Annotated in this window: 29 protein-coding genes and 1 riboswitch; of the genes, 21 read left to right on the top strand and 8 right to left on the bottom strand. The window is 38.4% G+C overall.

Annotated features, from left to right (window positions below; all coding sequences use genetic code 11):
* The first annotated feature begins 2 nt into the window (after positions 1-2).
* The gene (locus ACKXGF_RS10865) at positions 3-968 is read left to right on the top strand and encodes a 2-hydroxyacid dehydrogenase (protein ID WP_411953743.1); all 966 of its coding nucleotides are present in this window, start codon (positions 3-5) and stop codon (positions 966-968) included.
* A 58-nt stretch (positions 969-1,026) separates the two neighbouring features.
* Here ACKXGF_RS10865 and ACKXGF_RS10860 read toward each other — a convergent pair whose 3' ends face one another.
* Entirely contained in the window at positions 1,027-1,248 is a 222-nt protein-coding gene (locus ACKXGF_RS10860) for a NifU family protein (protein WP_167262285.1), read from the bottom strand.
* 179 nt (positions 1,249-1,427) lie between these two features.
* On the opposite strand from ACKXGF_RS10860, the gene ACKXGF_RS10855 reads away from it, so the two are divergent.
* From ACKXGF_RS10855 to ACKXGF_RS10825, 7 genes are all read left to right on the top strand, one after another.
* Positions 1,428-1,754, top strand: a complete 327-nt coding sequence (locus ACKXGF_RS10855; RefSeq protein ID WP_411953742.1) for a YuzD family protein — start codon at positions 1,428-1,430, stop codon at positions 1,752-1,754.
* A gap of 48 nt (positions 1,755-1,802) precedes the next feature.
* Entirely contained in the window at positions 1,803-2,039 is a 237-nt protein-coding gene (locus tag ACKXGF_RS10850) for a YuzB family protein (RefSeq protein ID WP_411953741.1), read from the top strand.
* 16 nt (positions 2,040-2,055) lie between these two features.
* Complete coding sequence (gene dapF, locus ACKXGF_RS10845; RefSeq protein ID WP_411953740.1) at positions 2,056-2,931, top strand: diaminopimelate epimerase; 876 nt, start codon at positions 2,056-2,058, stop codon at positions 2,929-2,931.
* Between the two features lie 46 nt (positions 2,932-2,977).
* The gene (locus ACKXGF_RS10840) at positions 2,978-3,334 is read left to right on the top strand and encodes a HesB/IscA family protein (RefSeq protein ID WP_411953739.1); all 357 of its coding nucleotides are present in this window, start codon (positions 2,978-2,980) and stop codon (positions 3,332-3,334) included.
* 350 nt (positions 3,335-3,684) lie between these two features.
* The gene (locus ACKXGF_RS10835; RefSeq protein WP_411953738.1) at positions 3,685-4,284 is read left to right on the top strand and encodes a TetR/AcrR family transcriptional regulator; all 600 of its coding nucleotides are present in this window, start codon (positions 3,685-3,687) and stop codon (positions 4,282-4,284) included.
* Positions 4,285-4,295: 11 nt separating this feature from the next.
* Entirely contained in the window at positions 4,296-5,621 is a 1,326-nt protein-coding gene (locus tag ACKXGF_RS10830) for an MFS transporter (protein WP_411953737.1), read from the top strand.
* 226 nt (positions 5,622-5,847) lie between these two features.
* Entirely contained in the window at positions 5,848-6,459 is a 612-nt protein-coding gene (locus tag ACKXGF_RS10825; protein ID WP_411953736.1) for a cupin domain-containing protein, read from the top strand.
* A 265-nt stretch (positions 6,460-6,724) separates the two neighbouring features.
* Here the strand turns inward: ACKXGF_RS10825 and ACKXGF_RS10820 are convergent, their stop codons facing one another.
* Positions 6,725-7,711 carry an NAD(P)/FAD-dependent oxidoreductase gene (locus ACKXGF_RS10820; protein WP_411953735.1) on the bottom strand — a complete coding sequence of 329 codons (987 nt, stop codon included), beginning with the start codon at positions 7,709-7,711 and terminating at the stop codon, positions 6,725-6,727.
* A gap of 301 nt (positions 7,712-8,012) precedes the next feature.
* On the opposite strand from ACKXGF_RS10820, the gene ACKXGF_RS10815 reads away from it, so the two are divergent.
* The 3 genes from ACKXGF_RS10815 (at position 8,013) to ACKXGF_RS10805 (ending at position 10,453) form a co-directional block, all read left to right on the top strand.
* On the top strand, positions 8,013-9,233 hold the full coding sequence (locus tag ACKXGF_RS10815) for an NAD(P)/FAD-dependent oxidoreductase (protein ID WP_411953734.1): 1,221 nt from the start codon (positions 8,013-8,015) through the stop codon (positions 9,231-9,233).
* A gap of 200 nt (positions 9,234-9,433) precedes the next feature.
* Entirely contained in the window at positions 9,434-9,751 is a 318-nt protein-coding gene (locus ACKXGF_RS10810) for a YuiB family protein (protein ID WP_411953733.1), read from the top strand.
* Positions 9,752-9,814: 63 nt separating this feature from the next.
* On the top strand, positions 9,815-10,453 hold the full coding sequence (locus ACKXGF_RS10805; protein ID WP_411953732.1) for a 3D domain-containing protein: 639 nt from the start codon (positions 9,815-9,817) through the stop codon (positions 10,451-10,453).
* Positions 10,454-10,503: 50 nt separating this feature from the next.
* On the opposite strand, the gene ACKXGF_RS10800 is transcribed toward ACKXGF_RS10805, so the two are convergent.
* Positions 10,504-10,983 carry a divergent PAP2 family protein gene (locus ACKXGF_RS10800; RefSeq protein ID WP_411953731.1) on the bottom strand — a complete coding sequence of 160 codons (480 nt, stop codon included), beginning with the start codon at positions 10,981-10,983 and terminating at the stop codon, positions 10,504-10,506.
* Positions 10,984-11,119: 136 nt separating this feature from the next.
* On the opposite strand from ACKXGF_RS10800, the gene ACKXGF_RS10795 reads away from it, so the two are divergent.
* Positions 11,120-12,598: a leucyl aminopeptidase gene (locus tag ACKXGF_RS10795; protein WP_411953730.1), complete on the top strand. Its 1,479-nt coding sequence runs from the start codon at positions 11,120-11,122 to the stop codon at positions 12,596-12,598.
* Positions 12,599-12,639: 41 nt separating this feature from the next.
* Here the strand turns inward: ACKXGF_RS10795 and ACKXGF_RS10790 are convergent, their stop codons facing one another.
* The 4 genes from ACKXGF_RS10790 to ACKXGF_RS10775 form a co-directional block, all read right to left on the bottom strand.
* Positions 12,640-13,242 carry a biotin transporter BioY gene (locus ACKXGF_RS10790; protein WP_411953729.1) on the bottom strand — a complete coding sequence of 201 codons (603 nt, stop codon included), beginning with the start codon at positions 13,240-13,242 and terminating at the stop codon, positions 12,640-12,642.
* Between the two features lie 132 nt (positions 13,243-13,374).
* A complete protein-coding gene (gene deoD, locus ACKXGF_RS10785) occupies positions 13,375-14,085 on the bottom strand; it encodes a purine-nucleoside phosphorylase (RefSeq protein ID WP_411953728.1) in 711 nt (236 codons plus the stop codon).
* Positions 14,086-14,304: 219 nt separating this feature from the next.
* Complete coding sequence (locus tag ACKXGF_RS10780) at positions 14,305-15,489, bottom strand: IS256 family transposase (protein WP_411953727.1); 1,185 nt, start codon at positions 15,487-15,489, stop codon at positions 14,305-14,307.
* Positions 15,490-15,832: 343 nt separating this feature from the next.
* The gene (locus ACKXGF_RS10775; protein ID WP_411953726.1) at positions 15,833-16,639 is read right to left on the bottom strand and encodes a VLRF1 family aeRF1-type release factor; all 807 of its coding nucleotides are present in this window, start codon (positions 16,637-16,639) and stop codon (positions 15,833-15,835) included.
* A 243-nt stretch (positions 16,640-16,882) separates the two neighbouring features.
* Between ACKXGF_RS10775 and ACKXGF_RS10770 the strand changes: the two genes are divergently transcribed.
* From ACKXGF_RS10770 to ACKXGF_RS10740, 7 genes are all read left to right on the top strand, one after another.
* Positions 16,883-17,257 carry a hypothetical protein gene (locus tag ACKXGF_RS10770; RefSeq protein WP_411953725.1) on the top strand — a complete coding sequence of 125 codons (375 nt, stop codon included), beginning with the start codon at positions 16,883-16,885 and terminating at the stop codon, positions 17,255-17,257.
* 110 nt (positions 17,258-17,367) lie between these two features.
* Positions 17,368-17,503, top strand: a riboswitch (FMN riboswitch).
* 39 nt (positions 17,504-17,542) lie between these two features.
* Positions 17,543-18,646 carry a bifunctional diaminohydroxyphosphoribosylaminopyrimidine deaminase/5-amino-6-(5-phosphoribosylamino)uracil reductase RibD gene (gene ribD / locus ACKXGF_RS10765; RefSeq protein WP_411953724.1) on the top strand — a complete coding sequence of 368 codons (1,104 nt, stop codon included), beginning with the start codon at positions 17,543-17,545 and terminating at the stop codon, positions 18,644-18,646.
* Complete coding sequence (gene ribE / locus ACKXGF_RS10760) at positions 18,646-19,299, top strand: riboflavin synthase (RefSeq protein ID WP_411953723.1); 654 nt, start codon at positions 18,646-18,648, stop codon at positions 19,297-19,299. Before ribD ends, ribE (ACKXGF_RS10760) begins: the two co-directional genes overlap by 1 nt.
* 10 nt (positions 19,300-19,309) lie before the next feature.
* Positions 19,310-20,497: a bifunctional 3,4-dihydroxy-2-butanone-4-phosphate synthase/GTP cyclohydrolase II gene (locus tag ACKXGF_RS10755; RefSeq protein WP_411953722.1), complete on the top strand. Its 1,188-nt coding sequence runs from the start codon at positions 19,310-19,312 to the stop codon at positions 20,495-20,497.
* A gap of 15 nt (positions 20,498-20,512) precedes the next feature.
* Entirely contained in the window at positions 20,513-20,983 is a 471-nt protein-coding gene (ribE, locus tag ACKXGF_RS10750; RefSeq protein ID WP_411955581.1) for a 6,7-dimethyl-8-ribityllumazine synthase, read from the top strand.
* Between the two features lie 90 nt (positions 20,984-21,073).
* On the top strand, positions 21,074-21,274 hold the full coding sequence (locus tag ACKXGF_RS10745) for a hypothetical protein (protein WP_411953721.1): 201 nt from the start codon (positions 21,074-21,076) through the stop codon (positions 21,272-21,274).
* 49 nt (positions 21,275-21,323) lie between these two features.
* Entirely contained in the window at positions 21,324-21,893 is a 570-nt protein-coding gene (locus tag ACKXGF_RS10740; protein ID WP_411953720.1) for a superoxide dismutase family protein, read from the top strand.
* A 48-nt stretch (positions 21,894-21,941) separates the two neighbouring features.
* Here ACKXGF_RS10740 and ACKXGF_RS10735 read toward each other — a convergent pair whose 3' ends face one another.
* The gene (locus tag ACKXGF_RS10735; RefSeq protein WP_411953719.1) at positions 21,942-23,102 is read right to left on the bottom strand and encodes a MalY/PatB family protein; all 1,161 of its coding nucleotides are present in this window, start codon (positions 23,100-23,102) and stop codon (positions 21,942-21,944) included.
* Between the two features lie 286 nt (positions 23,103-23,388).
* On the opposite strand from ACKXGF_RS10735, the gene yugI reads away from it, so the two are divergent.
* Together yugI and ACKXGF_RS10725 are read left to right on the top strand one after the other, a co-directional pair.
* The gene (gene yugI / locus ACKXGF_RS10730) at positions 23,389-23,769 is read left to right on the top strand and encodes a S1 domain-containing post-transcriptional regulator GSP13 (protein WP_411953718.1); all 381 of its coding nucleotides are present in this window, start codon (positions 23,389-23,391) and stop codon (positions 23,767-23,769) included.
* Positions 23,770-24,277: 508 nt separating this feature from the next.
* Complete coding sequence (locus tag ACKXGF_RS10725) at positions 24,278-25,441, top strand: iron-containing alcohol dehydrogenase (RefSeq protein WP_411953717.1); 1,164 nt, start codon at positions 24,278-24,280, stop codon at positions 25,439-25,441.
* Positions 25,442-25,760 lie beyond the last annotated feature (319 nt).

Below are 25,760 nucleotides of genomic sequence, written 5' to 3'. Positions count from 1 at the left end.
ACATGTCGAAGCCATTTGTTTTTGTAACACGACGTATAGCTGATGATGTTATTCAATCGTTAGAAGAGCACTATGAAGTCGAAGTATATGATTCGGATGAATTGCCTATCCCACGTGATGTTTTGGAAGAGAAAGCGAGTCAAGCAGATGCTTTGCTGACGATGTTAACTGATTCAATTGATCAAGCTTTATTAGACCAATCGCCAAACTTAAAAGTAATCGCCAATTTAGCTGTTGGTTATGACAATATTGACGTTACTGCTGCTCAAGACAGAGGAATTGTCGTGACGAACACACCGGATGTTTTAACAGATACAACAGCTGATTTAACGTTTGGTTTGTTGTTAGCAACAGCTAGACGGATTCCAGAAGCCACTCAGTATATTGAAAACAATCAGTGGCAGGCTTGGTCACCTTATATGTTGGCAGGTGCTGATGTTCATCATAAAACATTAGGAATTATTGGCATGGGTAGTATTGGCGAAGCCGTCGCTAAGCGTGCGACAGGTTTTGATATGACGGTCCTATATCATAATCGTTCTAGAAAAGAACAGGCAGAAGAAACATTAGGGGTTAAGTATTGTTCATTTGATGACGTTATTGAAGAGTCTGACTTTGTTGTTTGTATGACACCCCTTACTCCAGAGACTGAGAACATGTTTAATATGAATGTTTTTAAACAAATGAAGTCGTCAGCTATATTTATTAATTCGTCGCGTGGTGGGGTTGTAAATGAAGCTGAGTTATATGAAGCTCTGAAGTCAAAAGAGATCTATGCGGCAGGCTTGGATGTCTTCAAAAATGAACCGATTCAATCAGATCATCCTTTGTTAGAACTTGATAACGTTGTCGCACTACCACATATTGGATCATCAAGTTATGAAACACGGACTGAAATGATGTGGCTTACAGCGCAAAACATAATCGCTGTCTTAAGTGGGAATAAAGCTAAAACACCTGTAAACTAATATCATGAAAAAAGCCCTCAATGTAATGATTACATTGAGGGCTTACTTATTAATTCATTTAGAAAATTTGTTCTACCTCTTGAACACCAGGAACTTCAGCGATTAATGCACGCTCGATACCAGCTTTAAGGGTAATCGCAGAGCTTGGGCAATTACCGCATGCTCCTTTTAGTCGAAGTAAGACGATGCCATCATCTACGTCGACCAGTTCAACGTCACCGCCGTCACGTAATAAAAACGGGCGTAATTTACCTATAACTTCTTGGACTTGATCAAACATCGCACATTTTCCCCTTTCTTACTTTAATTATAAATAAATTCTAATTAAAAATCTATTATCGTGCTTTTATTTAAAAATATGTTGTTGAGAACCATTTTCATTTTAACTCGAAGCGAAAGTTTTGTAAAATATAATTAGCTAATAAATCGTTAAGCTATTTGTTAAACAGGGGGAATTGGATGAATCAGCAAATTGAATTAGTCGTATATGGAGCTGAAGTTCTTTGCGCAAGTTGTGTTAACTTACCGAGTTCTAAGGAACAATATGATTGGTTACAAGCAGCAATCTCAAGAAAATACGGGGATGATCATGTGACCTATCGTTATGTTGATATTTATAATCCCCCGAATGAAGAACCTTATCAGCAATTCGCTGAAAAAGTTGTCGAAGACGATATGATTTTTCCAGTCGTCTTAGTTGAAGATGAAATTGTTGGTGAAGGGAACCCACGATTGAAGACAGTTTATAAAGCACTTGAGGAACGGGGTTTATCACCGTCTTCATAGATCTGTGGAAGGGTTCACCATTAGGAATACAAGCGAGGAGTGGACGCCATGAACCCGTTAGTTGAGTTTTGTGTTAATAATTTAATGAGCGGCTCACAAGAAGCCTTAGAACAATTAGATAAAGACCCTGATATAGATGTTGTAGAGTATGGCTGTACTAGCAACTGTGCAATTTGTGCGATGAGTTTATTTGCTATTGCTGATGGTGAATTAATTATGGCTGATACACCAGATGAGCTTGTTAAGAAAGTGTATAAATTTTTAGAAGAGGAACAATTAATATAGGAAATGAGGTTGTGGTATGAACATTCCTTTCACTAAAATGCATGGGCTCGGCAATAGTTATATTTATATTGATGGTTATCAAGTCAATTTACAAGAACAAGAATTACCTGAAATTGCCCGCCAAGTTTCAAATGTCCATACTGGTATTGGTTCTGATGGATTGATTATTGTAATGCCATCAGAAGTAGCTGATGTTCGTATGCGGATCTTTAATCGTGATGGTTCTGAAGCCATGAATTGTGGCAATGGCCTGCGTTGTGTTGCGAAATTTGCTTATGAGTCTCGATATGTACAACAGGAAACCTTCTATATCGAAGCAAAATCAGGAGTCGTGCAAGCAACTGTCCATCTTAATGATGAACAGTTGGTCGAAAGTGTAACGGTTGATATGGGTGAACCCATTTTAGCCCGATCAGCTATACCGATGGAAACAGAAAGTGGTGGCTCATTTGATGAGGTGATTCATGAGCCATTTCGTGTTGATGGTGATGATTACCACGTCACAGCAGTTTCAATGGGGAACCCGCATGCTATATTTTTTCAAGAGCAGATTGAGGATGCACCCCTTTATACATTAGGCCCTAAAGTGACCAATGATGACCGATTTCCTGAAGGTGTTAATGTTGAATTTGTTGAAGTGGTAAAACATGATGAAATTAATTTCCGTGTATGGGAACGGGGATCAGGCATTACCCAGGCCTGCGGAACAGGTGCTTGCGCAGCAGTAGTGGCATCATCCCTTAATGGTTATTTAGAACGTGACCAAGAAGTAACCGTTCATTTAGACGGTGGTGACTTATGGATTACTTGGCTTAAATCAGGGAATGTGTCGATGCGTGGACCAGCCGTTACAGTTGCTCAAGGTGATCTCTGGGTAGAGTTAGATGTTTGAAGTAGGGGTTAAATGTTAGTATACTGACATTTAGGGAGGTATTAATATGGCGATTAACTTAACTGAATCAGCAACGATTCAAGTACAAGAAATGTTGAAAGACGAGACAGCTGAAGAAGTCTACTTACGATTTGGTGTCAAAGGTGGCGGTTGCAGTGGTCTCTCATATAAATTAGGTTTTGATTATGAGGTTAATGAAACAGACCGTCAATTTGAGCAGGACGGAATCTCTATTGTAGTTGCGGAAATGGATGTTCCAATTATCGAAGGGACAACAGTTGATTTCAAACAAAACATGATGGGTGGTGGCTTCACGATCGATAACCCGAATGCCATCGTATCATGCGGTTGCGGTTCTTCCTTTAAAGCACCGAATGTGGAAGGACAGCCGGAGAATTGTTAATACTGTGTTTAAGACTTTCTTAGCGCTAAAGTGCGTTAAGAAAGTCTTTTTTTATGGCGTTAAAAACTGAAAGAGAGTGAAAATTTAGCTTGATTGTTAAAGGGAAACTCTGTAAGTAATTAAATGTACAAAATGATGATCTTAGTCGCTTACCTTATGAGTGCTTTACTGCGTATTAATTCTATAATGAGATATGATCGAAATTAATTGAGTTAGAAATAGATCAAGCCATCCTTGACTGAAACATTTAATTTTTAGAATATTTTGTTTGCTACCTTGACTATATAAGATAATAACAGTATAATTTTGATTGATCGATCAATCATTTTTTAAGGAGGATGATATTCATAATGCAAAAGATGAATGATAAGAAAGAATTAAAACGATCAAATATTTTAAATGCTGCTATTAAATTATTTAGTCAGAATGGATTTGCGGAAACAAAAGTTGCTGGAATAGCAAAAGAAGCTGGTGTTAGTTTTGGTACAGTATTTTCGTATTTTAATTCTAAAGATGAATTATACGAAACAGCTATATTAGAACCGCTTGAAGAAATAAAGCCGTATTTTGTTGATCTAGAAACTCATTTTAAAGGTGAACCAATAGATGTGGTTAAGACTATGATTGATGATCATGTACAGCTATTTTCTACAAGAAAAGAGCTATTATTTTTAATACAACAAGTACTGGCAAGTCCTAACAGGTTTCCGAAATTGTTTGCTGAGTTAGATGACTTTGTTAATTCCTTTGTAGATAGCATAGATACAATTATTGAAGAAGGACAAAAGCAAGGTCACTTTTACAATGATTCACCTTCGTTAATCGCGGAATCGTATTTATCTTTTATAAATGGCATTCGATTGACATTTATTGATGATGAAACTAACCCTGTGTGGCATAGCTTTAAAATCCAAGCTTTAAGGTTGTTTGGGCCGTTTTCAGAAAGTTAGGAGTGAGAGACTTGAATTTTAAAGATATTCACCCCAACATCAAACTTCGATTAGCGGTTCAATTTCTCGGAGGATTAGTTTCGATGGCTGTCATCCCTTTTCTTGCGATTTATTTCGCTAAGAAAATCGGTGCTTCTTTAACAGGTGTGATCCTTATTTGCGTTGTTATATCAGGGATTATTGGAGCATTAGTTGGAGGGCATTACTCCGACAAAGTTGGTCGTAGGAAAATTATGATCTATTCTGATCTTGGGATGTTCGTGACATATTTGTTTATTGCCTTGTGTAATTCCCCTTGGTATGACCTTCCTTATATTACAGCAGCTTTATTTGTCATCAATATGTTTTTTGGAGGGATATTTCAACCAGCTGCTCAAGCGATGATTATTGATTTAACAGATTCTCAATCCAGAAAATTGGTTTTTACTATAAGTTATTGGGTAAGTAACCTGTCTACAGCAATTGGGGGAATTGTCGGGGCACTCTTATTTCAAAATTATTTGTTTGAGTTGTTTGTAGGTATTTCATTAATCTCTCTTATTTCTTTAATCATCACAGTATTTTTGATTACAGAAACACATACACCCACTTTTCAATCAACATCTTTTACAGGGGATAAGAGAACGTCTTTAATAAATATGATTCGAAAATATTCAACCGTATTAAAAGATAAATTATTTATGTTTTATATTTTGGGTGCGGTATTAGTTTTATCGCTGGAACAATCGTTAACGAATTATATGGGAATTCGATTTGAAGAAGATATTCATCCTCAATCAATATCAACGTTTGGTCTCGATTTCATGGTTGATGGTACCAAGATGCTTGGTTTCCTACGTACTGAAAATACAATTCTAGTGGTTCTCTTATCATCAATAACAATAATATTATTTAAAAAATTTAAAGATCGCTGGACAGTAGTGATTGGTATTATTATTTTTTCATGCTGTTTTAGCTTACTAGCTTTTATCAATAATATTTGGATGCTTTTTATGATCATGTTTATAGGTACCATTGGCGAGCTGATGTATGTCCCTATTAAGCAAGCCATGATTGGAGACCTTGCACCAGCCGATTCCAGGAGCACCTATATGGCTTTATATAGTTTGACAACTTATGGAGCTATGGTGATTGCTTCTTTATTGATTATCGTTGGAGAATGGGTGCAGCCCCTATTTATGGGAGGGCTACTATTAATCTTAGGGTTAGTTGGTGCGTATTTATTTAATATAATTACTAAACAATTAGATTCGAGAAAATATAACGAGAGTATGGAAAAATTATCATATTTGGAGAATGAAGGTGAAAAGCTATCTCATTCAGGTCGGAATAACTGAATGAATTACAATTTAATCTTTTAATTAACAACGAACACGGCTTGAAAATTTTAGTCTATTCGTAAATTTTACTAACAGATGAGAATTGAATGTAGTGATCTTGAACTATCACTTAAAATGTGGAAAAGTTAAGTAAAAGTGTATGGAAGGAAATGTTGACGTCATTTATCACAGCAGAATAACTAAACTCATAACATACTTATGATTAAAGAGGAGGCCTTTAATTATGAGTATGAATGTTGATTACACATCTCCCTCAGCTCAATATTTTTTTGATATGAATAATAGCACGTTGTTTAAGGAGGATAATCAAAACTTCATTAATGTAGTAGGTCAAAACCAGTTGAACACACTTGAAAATACATCACTGCTTGATATTTTTCTTAGTGCTGATCATGTCATCGAACCACATTACCACCAAAATGCATCAGAATTAGTTTACAGTATTTCAGGAGCTGCAGTTATTTCGATATTGAATCCATTTACAAAAGAGTTACTGCATTTTACGGTAACACCCGGTCAAGTAGTAAACATTCCTCAAGGATGGTGGCATTATATAGTAGCGATCGATGAACATACACATTTTTTGGCCATTTTTGATGCACCAAACCCTGAAGTCGTATTGGGTTCTGATATTCTAAAATTCACGCCTGCAGATATAATGGCACACACATATTGTCTTAATGAAAACGAGTGGGAGCAAGTAACGGAGCCGATAAAGCCAGATACCTTTATAGGTCCGTATCAGAATTGCGACCAACAAGGTGGTGTATATCAAAATTATTATGAGTACAATCCATATAATCAAAATTCTTCACCTTATGGAAACTGGTGTTGACTAGAAACTGAAACAGGTATAGATGACTTTGTGTCTTATGGGCTTAAATCTACATTTAATTCATTAACATGAAAGGTCAATCAGAGGTCTGAAAATCGTTGACCAATAAACAATGCAGCGCTTTTAATTTAAGCGCTGCATTGTTTGATTAATTGTATTGATGTTTTGTGTTGCTCATGTTTTTTCATGCTGGGTCGCTAGTTGTTATAAGCATCAACAGATATTAGCTCATCATAATAGTGGACAGGACTTTAATCAGAACTCTTTAATTAAACATATGTGTTGAGTGTTTTGGTTGTACACGGGCATTTGGATCAATTCGAGTCATGGCATTGTTGACAGCTGTTGGGCCTTCGCCAAATCCAGAAGCAATGAGTTTGACTTTCCCTGGATAGGTAATAATGTCACCTGCGCCATAAATACCTTCAATGTTTGTTTCCATTCGAGTATTCACAACAATATCGTTCTTCTCAATCTCTAAGCCCCAATCTTTAATCGGCCCTAGTTGTGAGATGAACCCATAATTGACAATTAAATCATCAATTTCGACGTCAATGGTGTCTTCAGATTTCGTTTTTTGAAGTGTCACGCGTTCAATTGAATCGTCACCATGGATTTCGACAGGTGAATAAGGTGTTAAGATATCAGCTGAGGAGTCTGTTAACTGTTCAACACTGTGTTCATGGGCGCGGAATTGATCACGTCGATGGACAATGCTCACCTTTTTAGCGATTGGTTCTAACATTAAAGCCCAATCTACCGCTGAATCGCCTCCGCCACAAATCATCACATGACGATCACGGAATGATTCGAGGTTTGTGATGTAATAGTGTAAGTTTTTATCTTCATATTGGTCAATGCCATCGAGTTTTAACTTACGTGGCTCGAATGCACCGTTTCCAGCTGTAATAATGACAGCTTTGGCGTAGAATACTTCTTTATCTGTTGTTATTTTGAATAGATTTTCTTCTAATTTATCAATTGATTGGACAGCTTGATCTAATGTAATCGTGGGATTGAACGGTTTTACTTGTTCATAAAGATTATCTACAAGCCCTTGTCCTGTTACTTTTGGAAAACCAGCCACATCGTAAATATATTTTTCAGGATAAAGCGCTGTTAATTGTCCGCCAATATGAGGTAAGCTCTCAATGATTTGTACATCAGCTTGTCTTAATCCTCCGTAAAATGCTGTGAATAAACCAACGGGGCCAGCGCCAATAATCGCTATATCTTTAACTTCTTCGTTCATGTTTTTATTCCCCCATATATCTATTTCCTAATAAATCGATTATACACCGATAAATATTATAACATTCGACACATGAATTGATAAATATTTTGCAAACTAGGAGTAAGAGTAGGCGTCGAATTATCTGAATGATTAGAAATCATTGTAAGGGTTGAAATTCACCGTGAAACATTCTAAGATTATATTTAGGTGAGTTTTACGTTTTTATGACAAATTCTACGTCAGTACGTGAATTTTTTCACAAAGTATCGTTGAATTTCACAATCAACTTTTTAAAATTATTGGGATGGATGTGATGTAAATGAACAAACCAAGTATTGTTGTGTTAGGCGCTGGTTATGGTGGCATTATGACGACCACGAAGCTACAAAAAATGATTGGCGACACAGAAGCTGACATTACTTTAGTGAACAAGCATGATTACCACTATCAAACGACATGGTTACACGAGAATGCTGCGGGTACACTTCACCATGATCGGACAAGAATTCAAATTAATGATGTTGTCGATTTTAACAAAGTTAATTTCGTTCAAGACACGGTTCAATCGATTGATCCAGACAAAAAAGTCGTCAAGCTTGAAGATGGCGAGCTTACATATGACTATCTTGTCATTGGTCTTGGCTTTGAATCAGCAACATTCGGCATTGAAGGTCTTCTTGAATATGCGTACACCATTAGCAATATTAATAGTGCGCGTTATATTCGTGACCATATTGAGTATAACTTTGCTCAATACAATATGTTTAAAGAGGAACGTGAAGATTTATTAACGATCGTTGTTGGTGGTGCAGGCTTCACTGGTGTTGAGTTTGTTGGGGAATTAGCTAATCGTATTCCTGAATTATGCCAAGAATATGATGTCGATCCTAGCAAAGTTCGTCTATTAAATGTTGAAGCGGGTCCTAGTGCATTAGCTGGCTTTGATGAGGAATTAGTTGAGTATGCAATGAATCGTCTTGAAGAAAAAGGCGTAGAATTCCGTCTGAATACGATGCTTAAGAAGTGTTCGGAAGATGGCATTATTGTAGAAAAAGACGGGGAACAAGAAGAGATTGCCACGAAGAATATTATTTGGGCTGCTGGTGTGCGCGGTAACTCAATCGTCGAAGAATCTGGCTTTGAAGTAAGTCGAGGTCGTGTTGCTGTACGTGATGACTTACGTACTCCAGATTATGATGACGTGTTTGTTGTCGGTGATTGTGCTGTATTCTTTAACGAAGAAACAGAACGTCCATACCCACCAACAGCTCAAATTGCAATGCAAATGGCAGATACAGCTGCCCATAACCTAAAACAATTAGTAAATGGACAAAGTGATCTCGAAGGCTTTGAACCAGATATTAAAGGTACAGTTGCTTCATTAGGTCATACGGATGCCATTGGCGTCATTTTTGACGATAAGAAATTATATGGTCGTTCAGCATCTGTTATGAAGAAAGTAATCGACAACCGTTACTTATTAAAACTAGGTGGCGTAGGCTTATTACTCAAAAAAGGTAAACTCGATATGTATCACTAAACCAAAAGGCAGCGACAAGCTGCCTTTTTTGTATATTTAGAATTGATGACGTTTCATAATTTAACAAATTTGTGTCTCTAACATGTTTATCTTACTGAAAACATTTGTCTGTGATAAAATAAGAATGGTTTTGACGAAAAAATTTATATGAAATACATGGTTTAAATAGCCAGTGGTTATTATACAGGAGGCACTCATTCATGAATATTGTGCAAGTGTTCGTGCTATCAATATTATTTTTCGTATTATTCTTTGGAATAGGCTTCATCTTAAATATGTTACTAAGGTCTACGTGGATCATGGCGATTATTTTTCCAATCATTGTCGTTTTAATCGTAGATGATGTCCCGTTTACGAATTATTTCACACAGCCTGGTGAATCATTTCCAGCTTTAGCTCAAGATTTAGTGAACTTACAAGTAGTCGATCTATTTATACTGATTGTTGGTTTCATTGGAACCATCGTCTCAGGTATTATCATTCGAATCTTGCGGGCGAAAGGCTATCAAATGTTCTAAATAGCTTAACATGTATAAAAGTTTCTTATTGTGGTAACGCTTTGTGACAAAGAGGTGTTTAACATGCGTACTGCGATAAGAAACTTTTTAATATTAGTAATCTGTTTGATTGCGATCGTTTGCACCGCAGTTTTAACTCAAAGTATTTGGCATGAAGACGATTATAAAGTAGCTGAAGAAGCAAAAGAACAGCAACTAACTAATCTGACAAATAAAAGCATCGAGGTTACATCTAGCTCTGATTCAGTTGAGTTAGCTAGTTATCAAGATGAACAAAGTGCTGAAGTAGCCTTTCGCCGTTTCCCAACACGTACAGTCTTAGCAACAGGTTATACAGCAGGGTACGAATCAACTGGCAAGACAGAGGATCATCCGCAATACGGAATCACTTATTCCGGTTTACAAGTACAAAGAGGTTCACTTTCCACCATTGCAGCTGATTTAAATCAGTTTCCGCTCGGGACGGTATTATATATCCCTGATTACGGATATGGGATCGTGATGGATATTGGTGGCGCTATTAAAGGTAATAAGATTGATTTGTATTATGAAGAGGTGGATGATGTATATAACAATTGGGGTAAGAAAGAAGTAGAGGTCTATGTGATAGAAGAAGGGGATGGATCAGTAACTGAAGCGGATCTAAATCAATGGGAACAAGCGATTAGTACAGAAACAGTCCCTGTTATCCAAACAAATTAGCCCAAGATGATCTTTTATAGATCATCTTGGGCTAATTTAATGAGAAGGGCTTATAGGAAATAGGTATACGTTATGATGGCTAATAAAATACCTGTGACAGCACCAAAGAAAACTTCAACAGGTTGATGCCCTAGTAACTCTTTAAGTTCTTTTTGCTTTTCGTGTTCTTCCTTCTGTTGCCATTGGATGGCGTCATCCACGATTCGCTGAACATCTTTTACGAGCTGGTTTAAAATCGTTGCATGTTCTCCTGCGTGACGGCGAATTCCTGTAGCATCATACATCACAATAATACTTAATACACAGGCAATGGCGAACAGAGGTGAGTTTAAGCCATGTTCTATACCAATCGCTGTAGTTAGTGATGCAACGGCTGCTGTGTGGCTACTTGGCATGCCTCCAGTACTAAAAGCAATACCTAAGTTTATTTCACGCGTTGCAATATACTGAATAGGAATTTTCACAACTTGTGCGAAGATGACAGCGAATAAAGCAATCCAAAGTGGTGTGTTTTCAAAAATCTCGACCATAGTTAGACGTCCTTTCCTCTTAATTATCATCATACCCGAATATTTAGCTTTAAAAAACGTTTTTCTAAAGAAATATTTATTTCGCCATTCGAAATTTTTTGGTATGATTAAATATATGATAATAGGAGGGATGTAGATGTTTACGATTATACAAGAAGATTTGATTAAACATAATACGGACGCTTTAATTGTTGGACTATTTGAGGCGCCGAAAGAAACACAACCAGCTTATGAAATTTTGAATCAAGCTCTTAATAATCAGCTTGATGATCTTGTTGAGTCAGGTGATGTTTCAACGACACAGGGATATGTGTCCAAAGTACATACATTAGGACAATTAGATGCCAAAAGAATTTATTTTGTTGGGTTTGGTGACTATGACCAATTCACTGTTGATCGAGCGCGACAATCGTTTGGACGATTATTTAAACAATTAGTTGAAGACTCTATTCAATCTGCTAGTTTAGCGATCGACAGTTTATATAGCGATGAACTGACTACATATGCAGAAGCCATTGGAGAAGCAGCAGTTATGGCTCCTTATCAATTGGAAACTTACCATACTGACCGTGATGAAAATCGTGACGAACTTGAGTCTTTAACGTTTTTAACAAACGATCAATCAGTTGCAGAAGCAGCAGAGCAAGGTTATGCCTTAGGAAATGGGGCGAATATAGCACGTCACTTAGTTAATTTGCCAAGTAATTTATTAACGGCTAAAGATTTAGCTTTATTTGCCGAAAATATTGCGGATAAACATCAGCTAAAAATTGATGTCTTTGAACGTGAGCAAATCGAAGAGCTAGGCATGGGAGCTTTGCTTGCGGTTAATCAAGGGTCAGACGAGCCACCTCGATTTATTGTGATGTCTTATCAAGGACTGGATACTTGGGGAGATCCTGTGGCTCTTGTTGGTAAAGGAATTACATTTGATACAGGTGGTTACTCGCTTAAACCGAAAGACGGCATTGTCGGTATGAAAATGGATATGGGCGGTGCTGCTTCAGTGATCGGGGCAATGGATGCAATTGGTCAGATTCAGCCAAAAACCAATGTGATGGCCTTGATTCCAGCGACTGATAATATGGTGAGTGACAAAGCATTCAAACCCGATGATGTGATTGTCTCGATGAGTGGGAAAACAATCGAGATTCGTAATACAGATGCGGAAGGCCGCTTAGCTATGGCCGATGCGGTCACGTATGCGAAACAACAAGGTGCGAGTAAAATTGTTGATATTGCAACCTTGACTGGCGGCGTAGTAGTGGCATTAGGCGATCAAGTAACAGGTGCCATGACAAATGATCAGGATTGGTATAATGAAGTGGTAACAGCAGCTGATCAAGAAGGCGAATTAATGTGGCAGTTACCTTATTTAGATGTTTACCAAAAACAAGTTGCAACAAGTCATATTGCTGATTTAAATAACTCACCTGGTCGAAAAGCTCACGCCGTTATGGCAGGAGCGTTTGTCGGTGCATTTGCTGAGGATACACCTTGGGTTCATTTAGACATTGCTGGTACTGCTATGGCAGAAAGCGCGCATGATTTAGGGCCTAAAGGTCCTACAGGCGTGATGGCGCGGACTTTAGCAAAAGCGATAATGAATCAATAATATTAAATCCCAACTTCTTGGAATGGAAGTTGGGATTTTTATTAAGTGTGAGATGTTAATTGGATATTGGCTGACTCAAGTCTACCTAAAAGCTTCGGTAATAAAACAGCTGCTCCCATGGTAATGATGAAATCTTTAACGAAAAATGGCAGCATCGCGATCACACCTTGTCCAATCGATAATGGAACTTCCATAACGATATTTGTTGAAGCTACCATGAATGGTGTACCAATCAGGTAGTTTGCCATTAAACCGAATAATGTGGCCACCAGATAAGTCTTAACAGTCGGTTGTTGACTCTTTTCGACAACCCAACCTGCAACCCAAGCAACAGCAATAAATGAAAGCAAGAATCCTCCTGTTGGCATGATCAAGACTTGAGGTCCTGATGACATTTCAGCAAAGACTGGCACGCCGACAAGGCCAATTAAAATATAAGTAATAACTGCAAACACGCCAAGACGCTTTCCTAAGATTAATCCAGCTAAAATCGCAAAAAATGTCTGTAGTGATAATGGAACAGATCCAGCGCCGTATGTAACTTTTAAGAATGGAAACCAAATCGCAATATTAGCACCAATCATTAATAGGACGACAAAGACTGACCCTAATGTAATTTCTTGAGCACTCATTTTTTGTTTCATTGTTTACCCTCCTCTTATGTATGGTTCACATTTAATATACAGGAAGGGTGATTTTATTGTCAACTTAATTTTAAAAATGGTGAACAATAGTGCTAAAAAAAGTCGCCTACTCATGTAGACGACTAATTGAGATTATTTAATCGCTGCATCTAGTGCAACTTCAATCATCTCGTTGAAGGTTGTTTGACGTTCTTGAGAAGTTGTTTCTTCGCCAGTGATGATGTGATCACTTACTGTTAAGACAGTTAGTGCTTCACGGTTGTATTTAGCAGCGATTGAATAAAGGGCTGATGTTTCCATCTCAACAGCTAGCACGTTGTATTCAGCTAGTTTATTGAATAGTTCCATCGCATTTTCACGGTAGAATGCATCACTTGTAAAGACGTTACCGACACGAAGGTTTAACCCTTGTTCTTGACCTACGTCATAAGCATTCTTCAATAAGTTGAAGTCAGCTGTTGGAGCGAAGTCAATAGTACCAAAAACAGTACGATTGAGTTGTGAATCTGTTGTTGCTGATTGAGCTAGGATGACGTCGCGTACTTGTACATCTTCTTGAAGAGCACCACAAGATCCAACTCGGATTAATTTTTGCACATCGTATTCTTGGATCAGTTCGTTAGCATAAATCGCAATACTCGGTACACCCATTCCTGTACCTTGAACAGAAATGCGCTCACCTTTGTATGTACCAGTGTAACCGTACATACCGCGAACTTCATTATAGCAGACAACATCCTCTAAGAAATTCTCCGCAATATACTTTGCACGAAGCGGGTCACCCGGAAGTAAAATTTTATCGGCGATATCGCCTTTGTTTGCACCAATATGAGTTGTTGGCATATGTGAATCCTCCTTATTTCTTCTTACGTTTTAAACCTATCATAAAAGCAGACGATAAACAATTTTAAGCTGCTAATTTAATCGAATTGTCAGTCAAGTCCATAATTATGTGTAAAATACATGGCAATGAAATTCAACTCTTGTCATTGATTATTTATGTGTTATCGCGATGAGGTGGAGATGGTGAGGGACGAGCCATCTCCACCTCATCGCGTCATTTCATTTGTTTTCCCAGATCCTAAATTTTTTAGGATTATGTTTGATGATTTCTTCATACGCCATTAATGTTGCCCCAACCAGACGGAAGGCTGATTGTGTGTTCGGAAAAATACGAATGATTTTTTCTCGTCTTCGAACTTCTTGGTTTAAACGTTCTAATGAGTTTGTACTTCTAACATGTGTTTTAAAGTTTTCAGGAATGGCATCGCCTAGATATTGAATCGCGTCTTCAAACCCTTCATCTAAAACCTTACAAGCCTTTTGAAATGATGGTTGATCACCATAGTCATCGAGAAACTGATCTCTAAGTTGTCGTGCTTCCTTTTGCGACGAGGCATCAAATATTTGTTTCAATAACTTAATGGCTTCTTTTTTGCCTTCTTTAGGCATTTTGACGATGATATTTCGTTTGAAATGAACGGTGCAACGTTGCCATGACGTCCCTATAAAAGACTTTTGAATCGCATTTACTAAGCCGTTATGAGCATCTGAAACAACCAACTTAGGTGATGATACCCCTCTTCCAATTAGCTGCTGAAAAAATGTTTGCCAAGCCTCCTCATTCTCCGAATGACTAATGTGAAGCCCTAATATATGCCGATAGCCTTCATCATCTAATGCGATGGCTATATAAACTGCCTTGGAGACCACTTTTTGGTTTTCTCTTACTTTGATATAAAGAGCGTCGACAAACACAAAATCTAACGTTAAAGTGTGCAATGGGCGTTGAGCCCATTCATTCACAATGGGGTCTAATTTTTTCGTTAAATTCGATACAAAGGATTTCGAAACGGTTTCACCACATAACGTATTAACGATTTTCGTCACCTTACGTGTTGAAACCCCATTCACAAACATCTCTAACATCGACATCACAAACGTTTGGTCATAGCGAGCGTATCGCTCAAAAATAGAAGGTGAGAAATCACCGAATCGCGTTCGTGGAACAGTCAATTTAATAGATCCCAAACTCATGATCAATTCGCGTTCATAGTAGCCATTTCGATAATCGACACGTTCCGTTGTCCGTTCGTAAGCAGCAGCCTGTAAGTAGTCCTCACGCTCCTGTTCCATACATTCATTCAAAATCAACACAATCGTTGATTTCACCATCGTTTCTAGGTCTGAGCCCATTACTTTTTCTTTCAAATCTTCAATATTTGCGCTAAACTTAAGTTGGGTCATGAGTACTCTCCTCCTGGTAATCGTTTTTGTGGTTGAAAACATTGTACCATGTGGAGAGGAAAATGACCCTTTTTACACAATTATATGGACTCTATCCGAATTGTCATGAGTTGAGGTGGCTTTAAGGAGTTTTATCATCGAGTGGCGAGCGTTTTCCATCGAGATATGATTGGTTACCATCGAGTTTTCTCTGAATACCATCGAGGTAGGTTGATTTATCATCGCGATCCTAGCAAATACCATCGTGAGGGGTGTGTTTATCATCGAGCTTAAAGTTAATTAAAAAAGGTTCCAATCAAATATGAGAAAATGATTGAAACCTTTAGTCCTTTAGTGTGAAACTCTATTGATCCTTGACTTCGTTGAGGACGCTCATTTCGTCAGAATCGAGTAAGTTTTTATTGATTTTACCTGTAACAGGTTTATTCATATTAGCTTCAAGTTCATCAACTTCATCACTATCGCCGACCATATAAATCTCAGCCCAATCATAGTCTTTAGCTAATTTATCTAGTTTCGGTGCAATGGATTTATACCAACGAGAGCGATTTTCTTCAAAGCGTTGATCGAGTTCATCTTTCTTCGATGATTTCGCTCCACCGGAACCTAAGTTAGAACCTGCCTGGTGAGGGCCTTGATGTTGTCTCCAGTCTTCTGTATTCAAGTCTAATTCATAGAATAGCGTATCTTTAACTGAAGCTAATTCAGCATCAATAATTTTGATGTGTTCTTTCTGTGTTAGGATAATGCCTGTTTTCGGGAATGTCTCGTGTAATTGTTTTAATTGTCCAAGTACAGGCTCATCTTCCCAGTGGAATTCTGTTTCGACAGGCATTTGTAATGTATCAGCAAACCATACATCACCTTCACCTGTTGCAAAGATAATCACACTCTTCTTTAAGTTTAAACGGTTTTCTTCAATAAAATTCTCAACCTTATCTTTAACAGCCCAGAAGTTACGCTTCTCTTCAGAGCTATCATCTTGAAGGTATGTTTCAAAGTTATTTAAACCATTCTTTAAATGTATTTTCCATTCGCCACCTTGTTGATCTTGGTCAGACGGATCAGTATTTAAATACATTGAAAAAACACGATTTGGTGCTTCTGATTGATAATGTTCTAGTTGATTGAGTACTTTCTTGATATCCATGTAACCACTCCTTTTTTAACGTGTCTAGTTGTTCTTTTCCCAAGAATGTAAGTTCTTAAACAAGGTTTTTTAAAATTATTGTTTCGGGTTATAGATAAATAGTGATTTTAACAATTAACCGCAAAAAGTTTACTTTTTATTAGTTTAGAATCCAAAAACGAATCTCTAGCAAAATCGCTGGAAATTACAAATTATGTTAATATGAAATGGAAAAATCATTTTGTGTGTGAGGGGGGAGAACTCATGGAGAAGAAATACAGAGACTTAAAAATTTTGACCATAACTTTGGGTGTTTGTTTAGCAATTATGATTGGATACTATATTTTTTATATAACGCCGAAAAGCTCTTGGGATTTATACATGTCGATTAAGGGGGCGGATGATGTAGCGGAAATTGAGGAGTTGTCACACGAAAGTATAGATATTCAATTACAGGAAGAAGACCTTAACTACATCCAAGATAACCTCGAAGTTAGGATTATGCAGCTAACCGCGATTGATTTCGGTGACAGATCATATATCATCACAACCAATCCTGGTAATGACAGAATGGAAATAACGAATTTAGAAGAAATACCTTCTGAGCTAATGAATGAATTGAAAGAGCTAACGCCATAATGATTTTTTCTTCAAAACCAAGTGATAGCGTTTGAAAAGCGAATGTTGTATAATAATGGACAGAAAGTTGGTTAGAAATATAACCTATAATATGAAATTGAATAAATGGTTTTAAACTTCGGGGCAGGGTGTAATTCCCGACCGGCGGTGATGGCTAATAAAGCCTTAGTCCGCGACCCGCTTCATGCGGTGGAGCTAGTGAGAATCTAGGACCGACAGTTAAAGTCTGGATGGGAGAAGGATCAGATTGTTAATCCGGTTGTGTAAGTTAAAGGGGGTTAACGATTGAAAGACGAACAATTTTATATGCAACATGCACTTGAATTAGCACGGTTAACTATTGGCCAAACGAGGCCGAATCCGTCTGTAGGTGCCGTCATTATTAAAGATGGCGTTGTGGTCGGGACAGGTACTCATTTAGTACCGGGTCAACCACATGCTGAAGTCTATGCGCTTGAGCAAGCCGGTGAACAGGCAAAAGGTGCGACCATGTTTGCCACACTTGAACCTTGTTCACATTATGGCCAGACACCTCCTTGTGCGAAAGCGATCATTGATGCAGGGATTGAGAAGGTTTATGTTGCGACATTAGACCCGAATCCAAAAGTTGCAGGCAATGGTGTGAAATGGTTACGCGATGAAGGAGTCGAGGTTGAAGTCGGCTTACTTGAACAAGAAGCGCAGCAGATTAATCAAACATTCTTTCATTTTATGACATATAAGAAACCATTTGTGACGCTTAAAACAGCTGTTTCCATGGACGGTAAAACGTCTGCCAACAGCGGTGATAGCAAATGGATTACGAGTGAAGAAGCACGTCATGATGTCCACACACAAAGACATCAACATGATGCCATTTTAGTTGGCAGTCAAACCGTTTTACGAGATGATCCTCATTTAACTACCCGTTTGCCCCAAGGTGGATTAAATCCAACACGTATCGTCCTCGATACACATTTAGCCATTCCGTTAGATACTCATGTCTTAACTGATCAACAAGCGAATACGATTGTGGTTTGTGGAAAGCAAGCTGATGAAGATCAAGAAGCGCAATTCAATGCTTTGAATTACGTCAGTGTATGGCGCATGGATACAGACCAGATTGATTTAGAAGCGTTATTAACGCGGTTAGCCGATGCGAAATTAATGAGTGTCTATGTTGAAGGTGGTGCCACCATTCATTCCGAATTTATTCAACATCAATTATTTGATGAGATCCATTTATATATGGCGCCGAAATTAATCGGTGGTGAGTTGAGCAAAGTTTTTTATAATCAACTCGGTTTCGATTATGTCGCTGATGCCGTGAACGTGACTTTTCATAGCGTCGACATGATTGGACCTGATATTAAAGTTGTCGCCAAACCGCAACACGAGGAGGACGCTTAATGTTTACAGGGATTATTGAAGAAGTAGGGACGATTCAGTCAATTCAACAAGGGGCTGAATCACTAGAATTAACGATTCGAGTTAACAAGATCACTCAAGACGTACAATTGGGAGACAGCATTTCAGTGAATGGCGTTTGTTTAACGGTTACTGATTTTACAGATACGTCTTTTAATACGGATGTGATGCCAGAGACCTTTCATCAAACGGCGTTAAAAGGTTTGAAACAAGGGTCGACTGTCAATCTTGAGCGAGCCATGCCAGCGAATGGTCGTTTTGGGGGTCATTTTGTTTCAGGGCACGTCGATGGTGTCGGTCACATTACAGGGCGTGAAACGCAAGATAATGCAGAGTATTTTTATATTAATGTGGGCGAAGATATAGCTAAGTATATGATGTTAAAAGGTTCCGTCAGTATTGATGGGACGTCTCTAACCATTTTTGGAATTGAAAATGGGATCTTAACCATTTCACTCATTCCGCATACACAAGACGCCACGATTCTAACATCAAAATCAGCGGGGGATCTTGTGAATATTGAATGTGATATGCTCATGAAATATGTGTATCAATTAATGATGCCGAGTGAAAATAATCAGAAACAGGGTGTATCACTAGAGACTTTACGTGAAGCGGGTTTCTTAAACGAATAGGAGGGGAAGCATGTTTGATTCAATTCATGAAGCAATAGAGGATCTGAAGCAGGGGAAAGTTGTGATTGTCGTCGATGATGAAAATCGTGAGAACGAAGGCGATTTTGTTGCACTTGCAGAACATACAACACCAGAAGTCGTTAACTTTATGGTGAAGGAAGGTCGTGGTTTGCTTTGCACGCCAATCACACAAGATAAAGCTGATGAGATTCAGCTCGAGTTAATGGCTGATGTGAATACTGATAGTCATGGGACAGCGTTTACAGTCAGTATTGATCATGTTGAAACAACAACAGGAATTAGTGCAGGAGAACGTTCGAAATCGATTATGCGTTTAGCGGATGATGATATTGTACCAACTGAATTTAAGCGCCCAGGCCATATTTTCCCCTTAATTGCGAAAAATGGTGGTGTGTTACGTCGCGCTGGCCATACAGAAGCGGCAGTTGATTTAGCAACATTAGCTGGAGGGACACCAGCAGGGGCTATTTGTGAAATTATGAATGAGGACGGCTCGATGGCACGCGTTCCTGAGTTGAGAGAAATTGCTGATGAGCATGGTCTAAAACTCATTACCATTGAAGACTTAATTAAATATCGTCGTAAACATGAAAAGCTCGTCACGCGTGAAGTTGAGGTGTCACTCCCAACCTCATATGGAGATTTCAGAACAGTTGCTTATACGAATGATATCGATGGACGTGAACATGTCGCATTAGTAAAAGGGGATATTGACCCAACTGAACCGACACTTGTCCGCGTACATAGCGAATGTTTAACAGGAGATGTGTTCGGGTCTAATCGATGTGATTGCGGACCGCAATTAGAGGCGGCATTAAATCAAATTGAAGAAGCAGGAAAAGGCGTGTTGTTGTACATGCGTCAAGAAGGTCGTGGAATAGGCTTGCTTAATAAACTTAAAGCTTATAAACTTCAAGAAGAAGGTTATGATACCGTCGAAGCAAATGAAAAACTAGGCTATCCAGCTGATTTGCGTGATTATGGTATTGGTGCTCAAATTCTAGAAGACTTAGGTGTACGAAAAATGAAATTATTAACCAATAACCCACGTAAAATCAAAGGGCTTTACGGTTATGATTTAGAGGTTGTCGACCGCGTACCATTATATATGACACCAAATAAAGATAACGAAAAATATCTAGAAACGAAACGCGATAAACTAGGTCATTTATTTTAAATCGAGGAGGTTTTAATCATGAAAACATATGAAGGAAATTTAGTCGCTAGCAATTTAAAAATCGGTATTGTCGTTGGACGTTTTAACGGCTTTATTAATGAAAAATTATTAGATGGCGCATTAGATGGTTTGAAACGTCATGGTCTAACGGAGGATGATATTGAGGTCGCATGGGTCCCAGGTGCTTATGAGATTCCGTTAGCAGCTAAGAAAATGATTGAGAATGGTGAGTACGATGCAGTCATCACTTTAGGTGCTGTTATTCGTGGCGCAACACCACATTTTGAATATGTGAGTGGTGAAGTGTCTAAAGGGGTTTCATCCGTGAGCATGGAAACAGGCGTGCCAGTAATCTTTGGTGTATTAACAACCGATACAATTGAACAAGCAATTGAGCGTGCTGGTACAAAAGCTGGTAACAACGGTTATGGTGCAGCAATGAGTGCGATTGAGATGGCTAATTTACTACAGTCATTCAAAGCTTAGATTGTCATAAAGCTGAAACATTCCATTATACGCAGTGTCTAATGATTTGTTATAATGTACAAAGACGAATTAAAAGTAGGTGTATGCGCTATGATGGAATTTCTTTATTTTCCTGAGGATAAAACAGCTTATATTCCAGCGCTTATAACATTAATCATATTTACAGCCTTTGCATTTTTGTTTTTCCGCTGGATTATTAAAGTTTCGAATAAAGAACAGAAAACGACAGAAGAACGTTTTCCGAATGAAACAAGAATCGATGATCCTAACACTTCACATAACGATTCTTGACGTTTAAATCCATTTTATTCTAACCATACTAAGTATGAGGTGGTTATGAATGAAGTGGATTTTTTTATGTTTAATAATATTCCTCACGGCTTGTGGGGGGAGCCCCAGTGTTTATAAAGCTGATATCATCAATTCTAATTATGATGTGGTAGGAGAAACAACATTGTCAGAAGATGCGAATGGAGTTAATGTAAAAGTAGAACTAGTGGGCCTTTCGCCAGGTTTTCACGGGATTCACTTACACGAAAATCCAACATGCGAAGGTCCAACCTTTGAGTCAGCAGGGGGGCATTGGTCTAACAGTGAAGATGCTGTCCATGGTCTTATGCAACCAGAAGACCAACATATAGGTGATATGCCCAATATGGAAGTGGAGGCGAGCGGGGAAGCCTCTTATGAATATGTTGTTGAAAAAGCCACATTACAAGACGGAACAGGGTCTTTATTTAATGAAAATGGGGGAAAAGCTTTAATCATCCATTCTGGCCAGGATGATGGTGTTTCCCAACCAGCAGGTGATTCAGGGGATCGGGTTGCTTGTGCAGAGATTACAAAAGAAGAAAAAGATGAAGAAACGGATAATCCTGCTGAGGGTGTAGAGGAAGATCAGGAAGAGTAGCCGAATTAAAATAAGCTGCCTCGTAAAATGAGGCAGCTTATTAATCATTTATCCGAATGTGCTTACAAGTCGTTCAACAGCATCTTCAATCATTTCATGTGGACAAGCAATATTCATACGCATGAATTGATCGCCGTGTTCTTTGCTAAAGCTTTGGCCATCATTAAGGCCGACTTTAGCTTCGTGGTTTAATTTTCGTTTGATTTCATCATGATCTAATCCAGTCTCAGAGAAATCGAGCCAGATTAAATATGTGCCGTCTGCTTTTACAGGTGTAATAGGTGTCTGTTTGAGTTGTTCTTGTAAATAAGCATAATTATCTTCTAGATGTTTAATTAGGTCTTCTAACCAAGGCTCACCATGTTGATAGGCTGCTTCCATTGCTGTATAAGCAATTGTGTTCAACATGACAGCCCCTTGTTTCATTAATTGTTTGTCGAGGATTTTCTTTGAGTCTTCATCTGGGCTGATTGTAAATGATGCTTGTAATCCAGCGATATTGAACGTCTTAGATGGTGCCATCATCGTAAATGTTAAAGCGCTAATATTTTCATTCAAGTCTGCAACAGGTCGATGCTTATGACCTGAGAAGATAATATCGCTATGAATTTCATCAGAGAACAGGTAAACATTATAAGTGACGCATAATTCAGCGAGTTGCTTAAGTTCAGTCTCCGTCCAAACACGTCCGACTGGATTGTGAGGGCTACATAAAATAAAAGCTTTAGCTCCTTGTTTGAATTGCTCTTCCAATTGATCGAAATTCATTCGATATGTATCATTTTCATAAATGAGTGGATTTTCAACAACGGTACGATCATGATTTTCAACCACTGAGAAAAATGGTGGGTATACAGGTGGTTGAATAACGATTTGATCGCCTTCTTCAGTAAAAGATTCAACTAATGCATGTAACGCAGGGATAACACCTGGAGAGAACGAGATTAAATCAGTATTGACATCAAATTGATAACGTTTAGTTAACCAATTTTGGATGGTTGATAGTAGTTCGTCGTCATGTGTGGTATAACCATATATATTATGCTCTGCACGAGCCATGATCGCATCTTGAATGGCTTGTGGAGCAGGAAGGTCCATATCCGCGACCCACATTGGTAACACATCATTGCGTTCAAATAGTTTTTCTCGGAATTCGTATTTTACTGCACGTGTATTTTCTCGGTTAATCTTCTTATTAAATTTTGTCATTCTAAATCCCTCCTCAATCATTATCTTACACCGAATTCTTGTTCAAAAGCAAAAAAAAGACAAAGCGATTAATCGCTTTGTCAAAGGGGGAATACGAGAAAGTATTACATAAATAGTTATAACCGTTTTGAAAAATATTAAACATGATTTTAAAAAATTTTTAAATTTTTTGTGGAAATTTGTTATTTATTCTGAATAATCAGCGCGGGGCATTTTTGAATGGGGGTTTGTAATTATGTTAAGATAAAAAGTGGAAGATATAGAAAAGCTTTAGGAGTTGTCGATCATGAATATACAAGAAGGAGATATCATTAAGGGTGAAGTGACAGGAATTCAACCTTATGGTGCCTTTGTAAAAATTGATGATGATAGACAAGGACTCGTTCATATTTCTGAGATTACACATGGTTATGTGAAAGATGTGCATGATTATGTGTCTGTAGGTGAAGTTATTCAGGTCAAAGTCGTTGATGCGGAACCTTCAGAAGGGAAGTTTTCGCTTTCAATTCGTGCGACACAATCACGGCCAATTCATGCTAAGACAAGAGCAGAACAAATTCGTGACATGCAACATAATCAAGACGAAAATGGGTTCAACATTTTAAAAGACAAGCTTAATGAATGGATTGAACAATCGAAGGATCGTGAACAAACCTATCGTCATTAGAGAAGTAAACCTCCAATTAGTTGGAGGTTTTTTTAACATTATTTTACATTGCTTAGTTGTTGAATTGTGAGAAGCGAAGGTGGCGACTCCTGGTCGACTAAGTGCGGTCACGTCCTGTGACCGACGTCGACATTAGACCATCCAGGTCGTCACAGGAACAGCACGAGTCTCGAGACCCCCAGAGGGCCACAGGATGTGGGTCACTTCGGCGTTCGGACAGGACGTCCGGAACTTAGCCGAAGTTCCTATGTCGGCCGAGGGATGCACATGCGTCTTCTAGTAACGATTCGAAGTAGGCTTCCTCGGTGCAAGTTCCAAAGAAGCTTATTCGATGTAGTTGCCTGGCTTGAGCCGTGCCCGCGGAAAGCGTCCACCGAAAGCGGATCGCAATATCAACAACGGACTTTAAGAATGCTTCATTCTAAAACTAAGTTTAAAGTATATCTTTTGCGTCTGAAGGATTATTACGACATAATAAATAATTAGAGACATTGAAAGGAGTATTGATATGGAGAATTTTACATTTTACAATCCAACGAAATTAGTGTTTGGTCGTGGCCAAACAGAGCAATTACCATCCTTAATCCCAGAAGGTGTTAAACGTATTCTTGTCACTTACGGTGGCGGAAGCATTAAGCGCAACGGAATCTATACGAATGTTATGAAAAAGTTAGCAGATAATGGTTATGAAACGTTTGAATTAAGTGGCATTGATCCAAATCCTCGTTTAACGACTGTTAATGAAGGGGCAGATTTATGTAAACAAGAAGATATTGACTTCATCTTAGCGATTGGTGGCGGAAGTGTTATTGATTGTTCGAAGACAATTGCTTCAGCAGCTAAGTACGATGGTGATGCATGGGATCTCGTTACCAAACAAGCTACACCTGAAGACGCTTTACCACTAGGTACGATTCTTACGTTAGCAGCAACAGGTTCTGAGATGAACGCTGGTGCGGTTATTACGAACTGGGAAACAAATGAAAAATACGGATGGGGTTCACCATTATCATACCCATTATTCTCCATTCTAGACCCAGTTAATACGTATTCTGTACCGAAAAATCATACGGTATACGGCATAGTTGATATGATGAGCCATGTGTTAGAGCAGTATTTCCATCAACCGACGAATGCACCTGTTCAAGATCGTATGGCTGAAGGGATCTTGAAGTCGATTATTGAAACGGCTCCTAAATTAATCAATAACCTTGAATCTTATGAGTACCGTGAAACAATCATGTATGCAGGTACGATGGCGTTCAACGGTATTTTACAAACAGGTTATAAAGGTGATTGGGCAACACACAATATTGAACATGCTGTATCAGCAGTTTATGATATTCCGCATGCTGGTGGTTTATCGATCTTATTCCCTAACTGGATGAAGCATAATTTATCAGTGAATCCAGAGCGTTTTAAACAATTAGCTGTTCGCGTATTTGGCGTTGATCCAACAGGCAAATCTGATGAAGAAACAGCGTTACAAGGAATTGATCGTTTACGTGAGTTCTGGAGTTCCTTAGGTGCACCGACTCGCTTAGCGGAATATGACATTGATGACAAGAATTTAGAACTAATGGTTGATCGTGCGATGAAACGAGGGCCATTTGGTAACTTTAATGCATTATACGATGAAGACGTTCGCCAAATCTTACGTCATTCCCTATAAAACAAGGAAACGTCGGTCTTTTAAAGGCCGACGTTTTTAAATTTGTCTATATTATACATATGAGTTAATTTGTTGGACATTATGAGCTCATAGTTGTTGAATTGTGAGGAGCGAAGGTGGCGACTCCTGCAGGAACAGCACGAGTCTCGAGACCCCGCAGGCCACGCTTTTTGGCCGAGGAGGCTCGAGCCGTGCCTGCGGAAAGCGTCCACCGATAGCGGATCACAATATCAACAACGAGCAGGAATAATTTCAGTTTTTAATCCTCACTTATGAAAACGAATAATCCGGTCATACTACGAGTGATTAAAAATTGTTA

Source organism: Alkalibacillus sp. S2W (assembly GCF_046764385.1).
In the GTDB taxonomy this organism is placed as follows: domain Bacteria; phylum Bacillota; class Bacilli; order Bacillales; family Alkalibacillaceae; genus Alkalibacillus; species Alkalibacillus almallahensis.
Note: the sequence above shows the minus strand (reverse complement) of the source record. Positions and strands in the feature narration are given on the sequence as shown.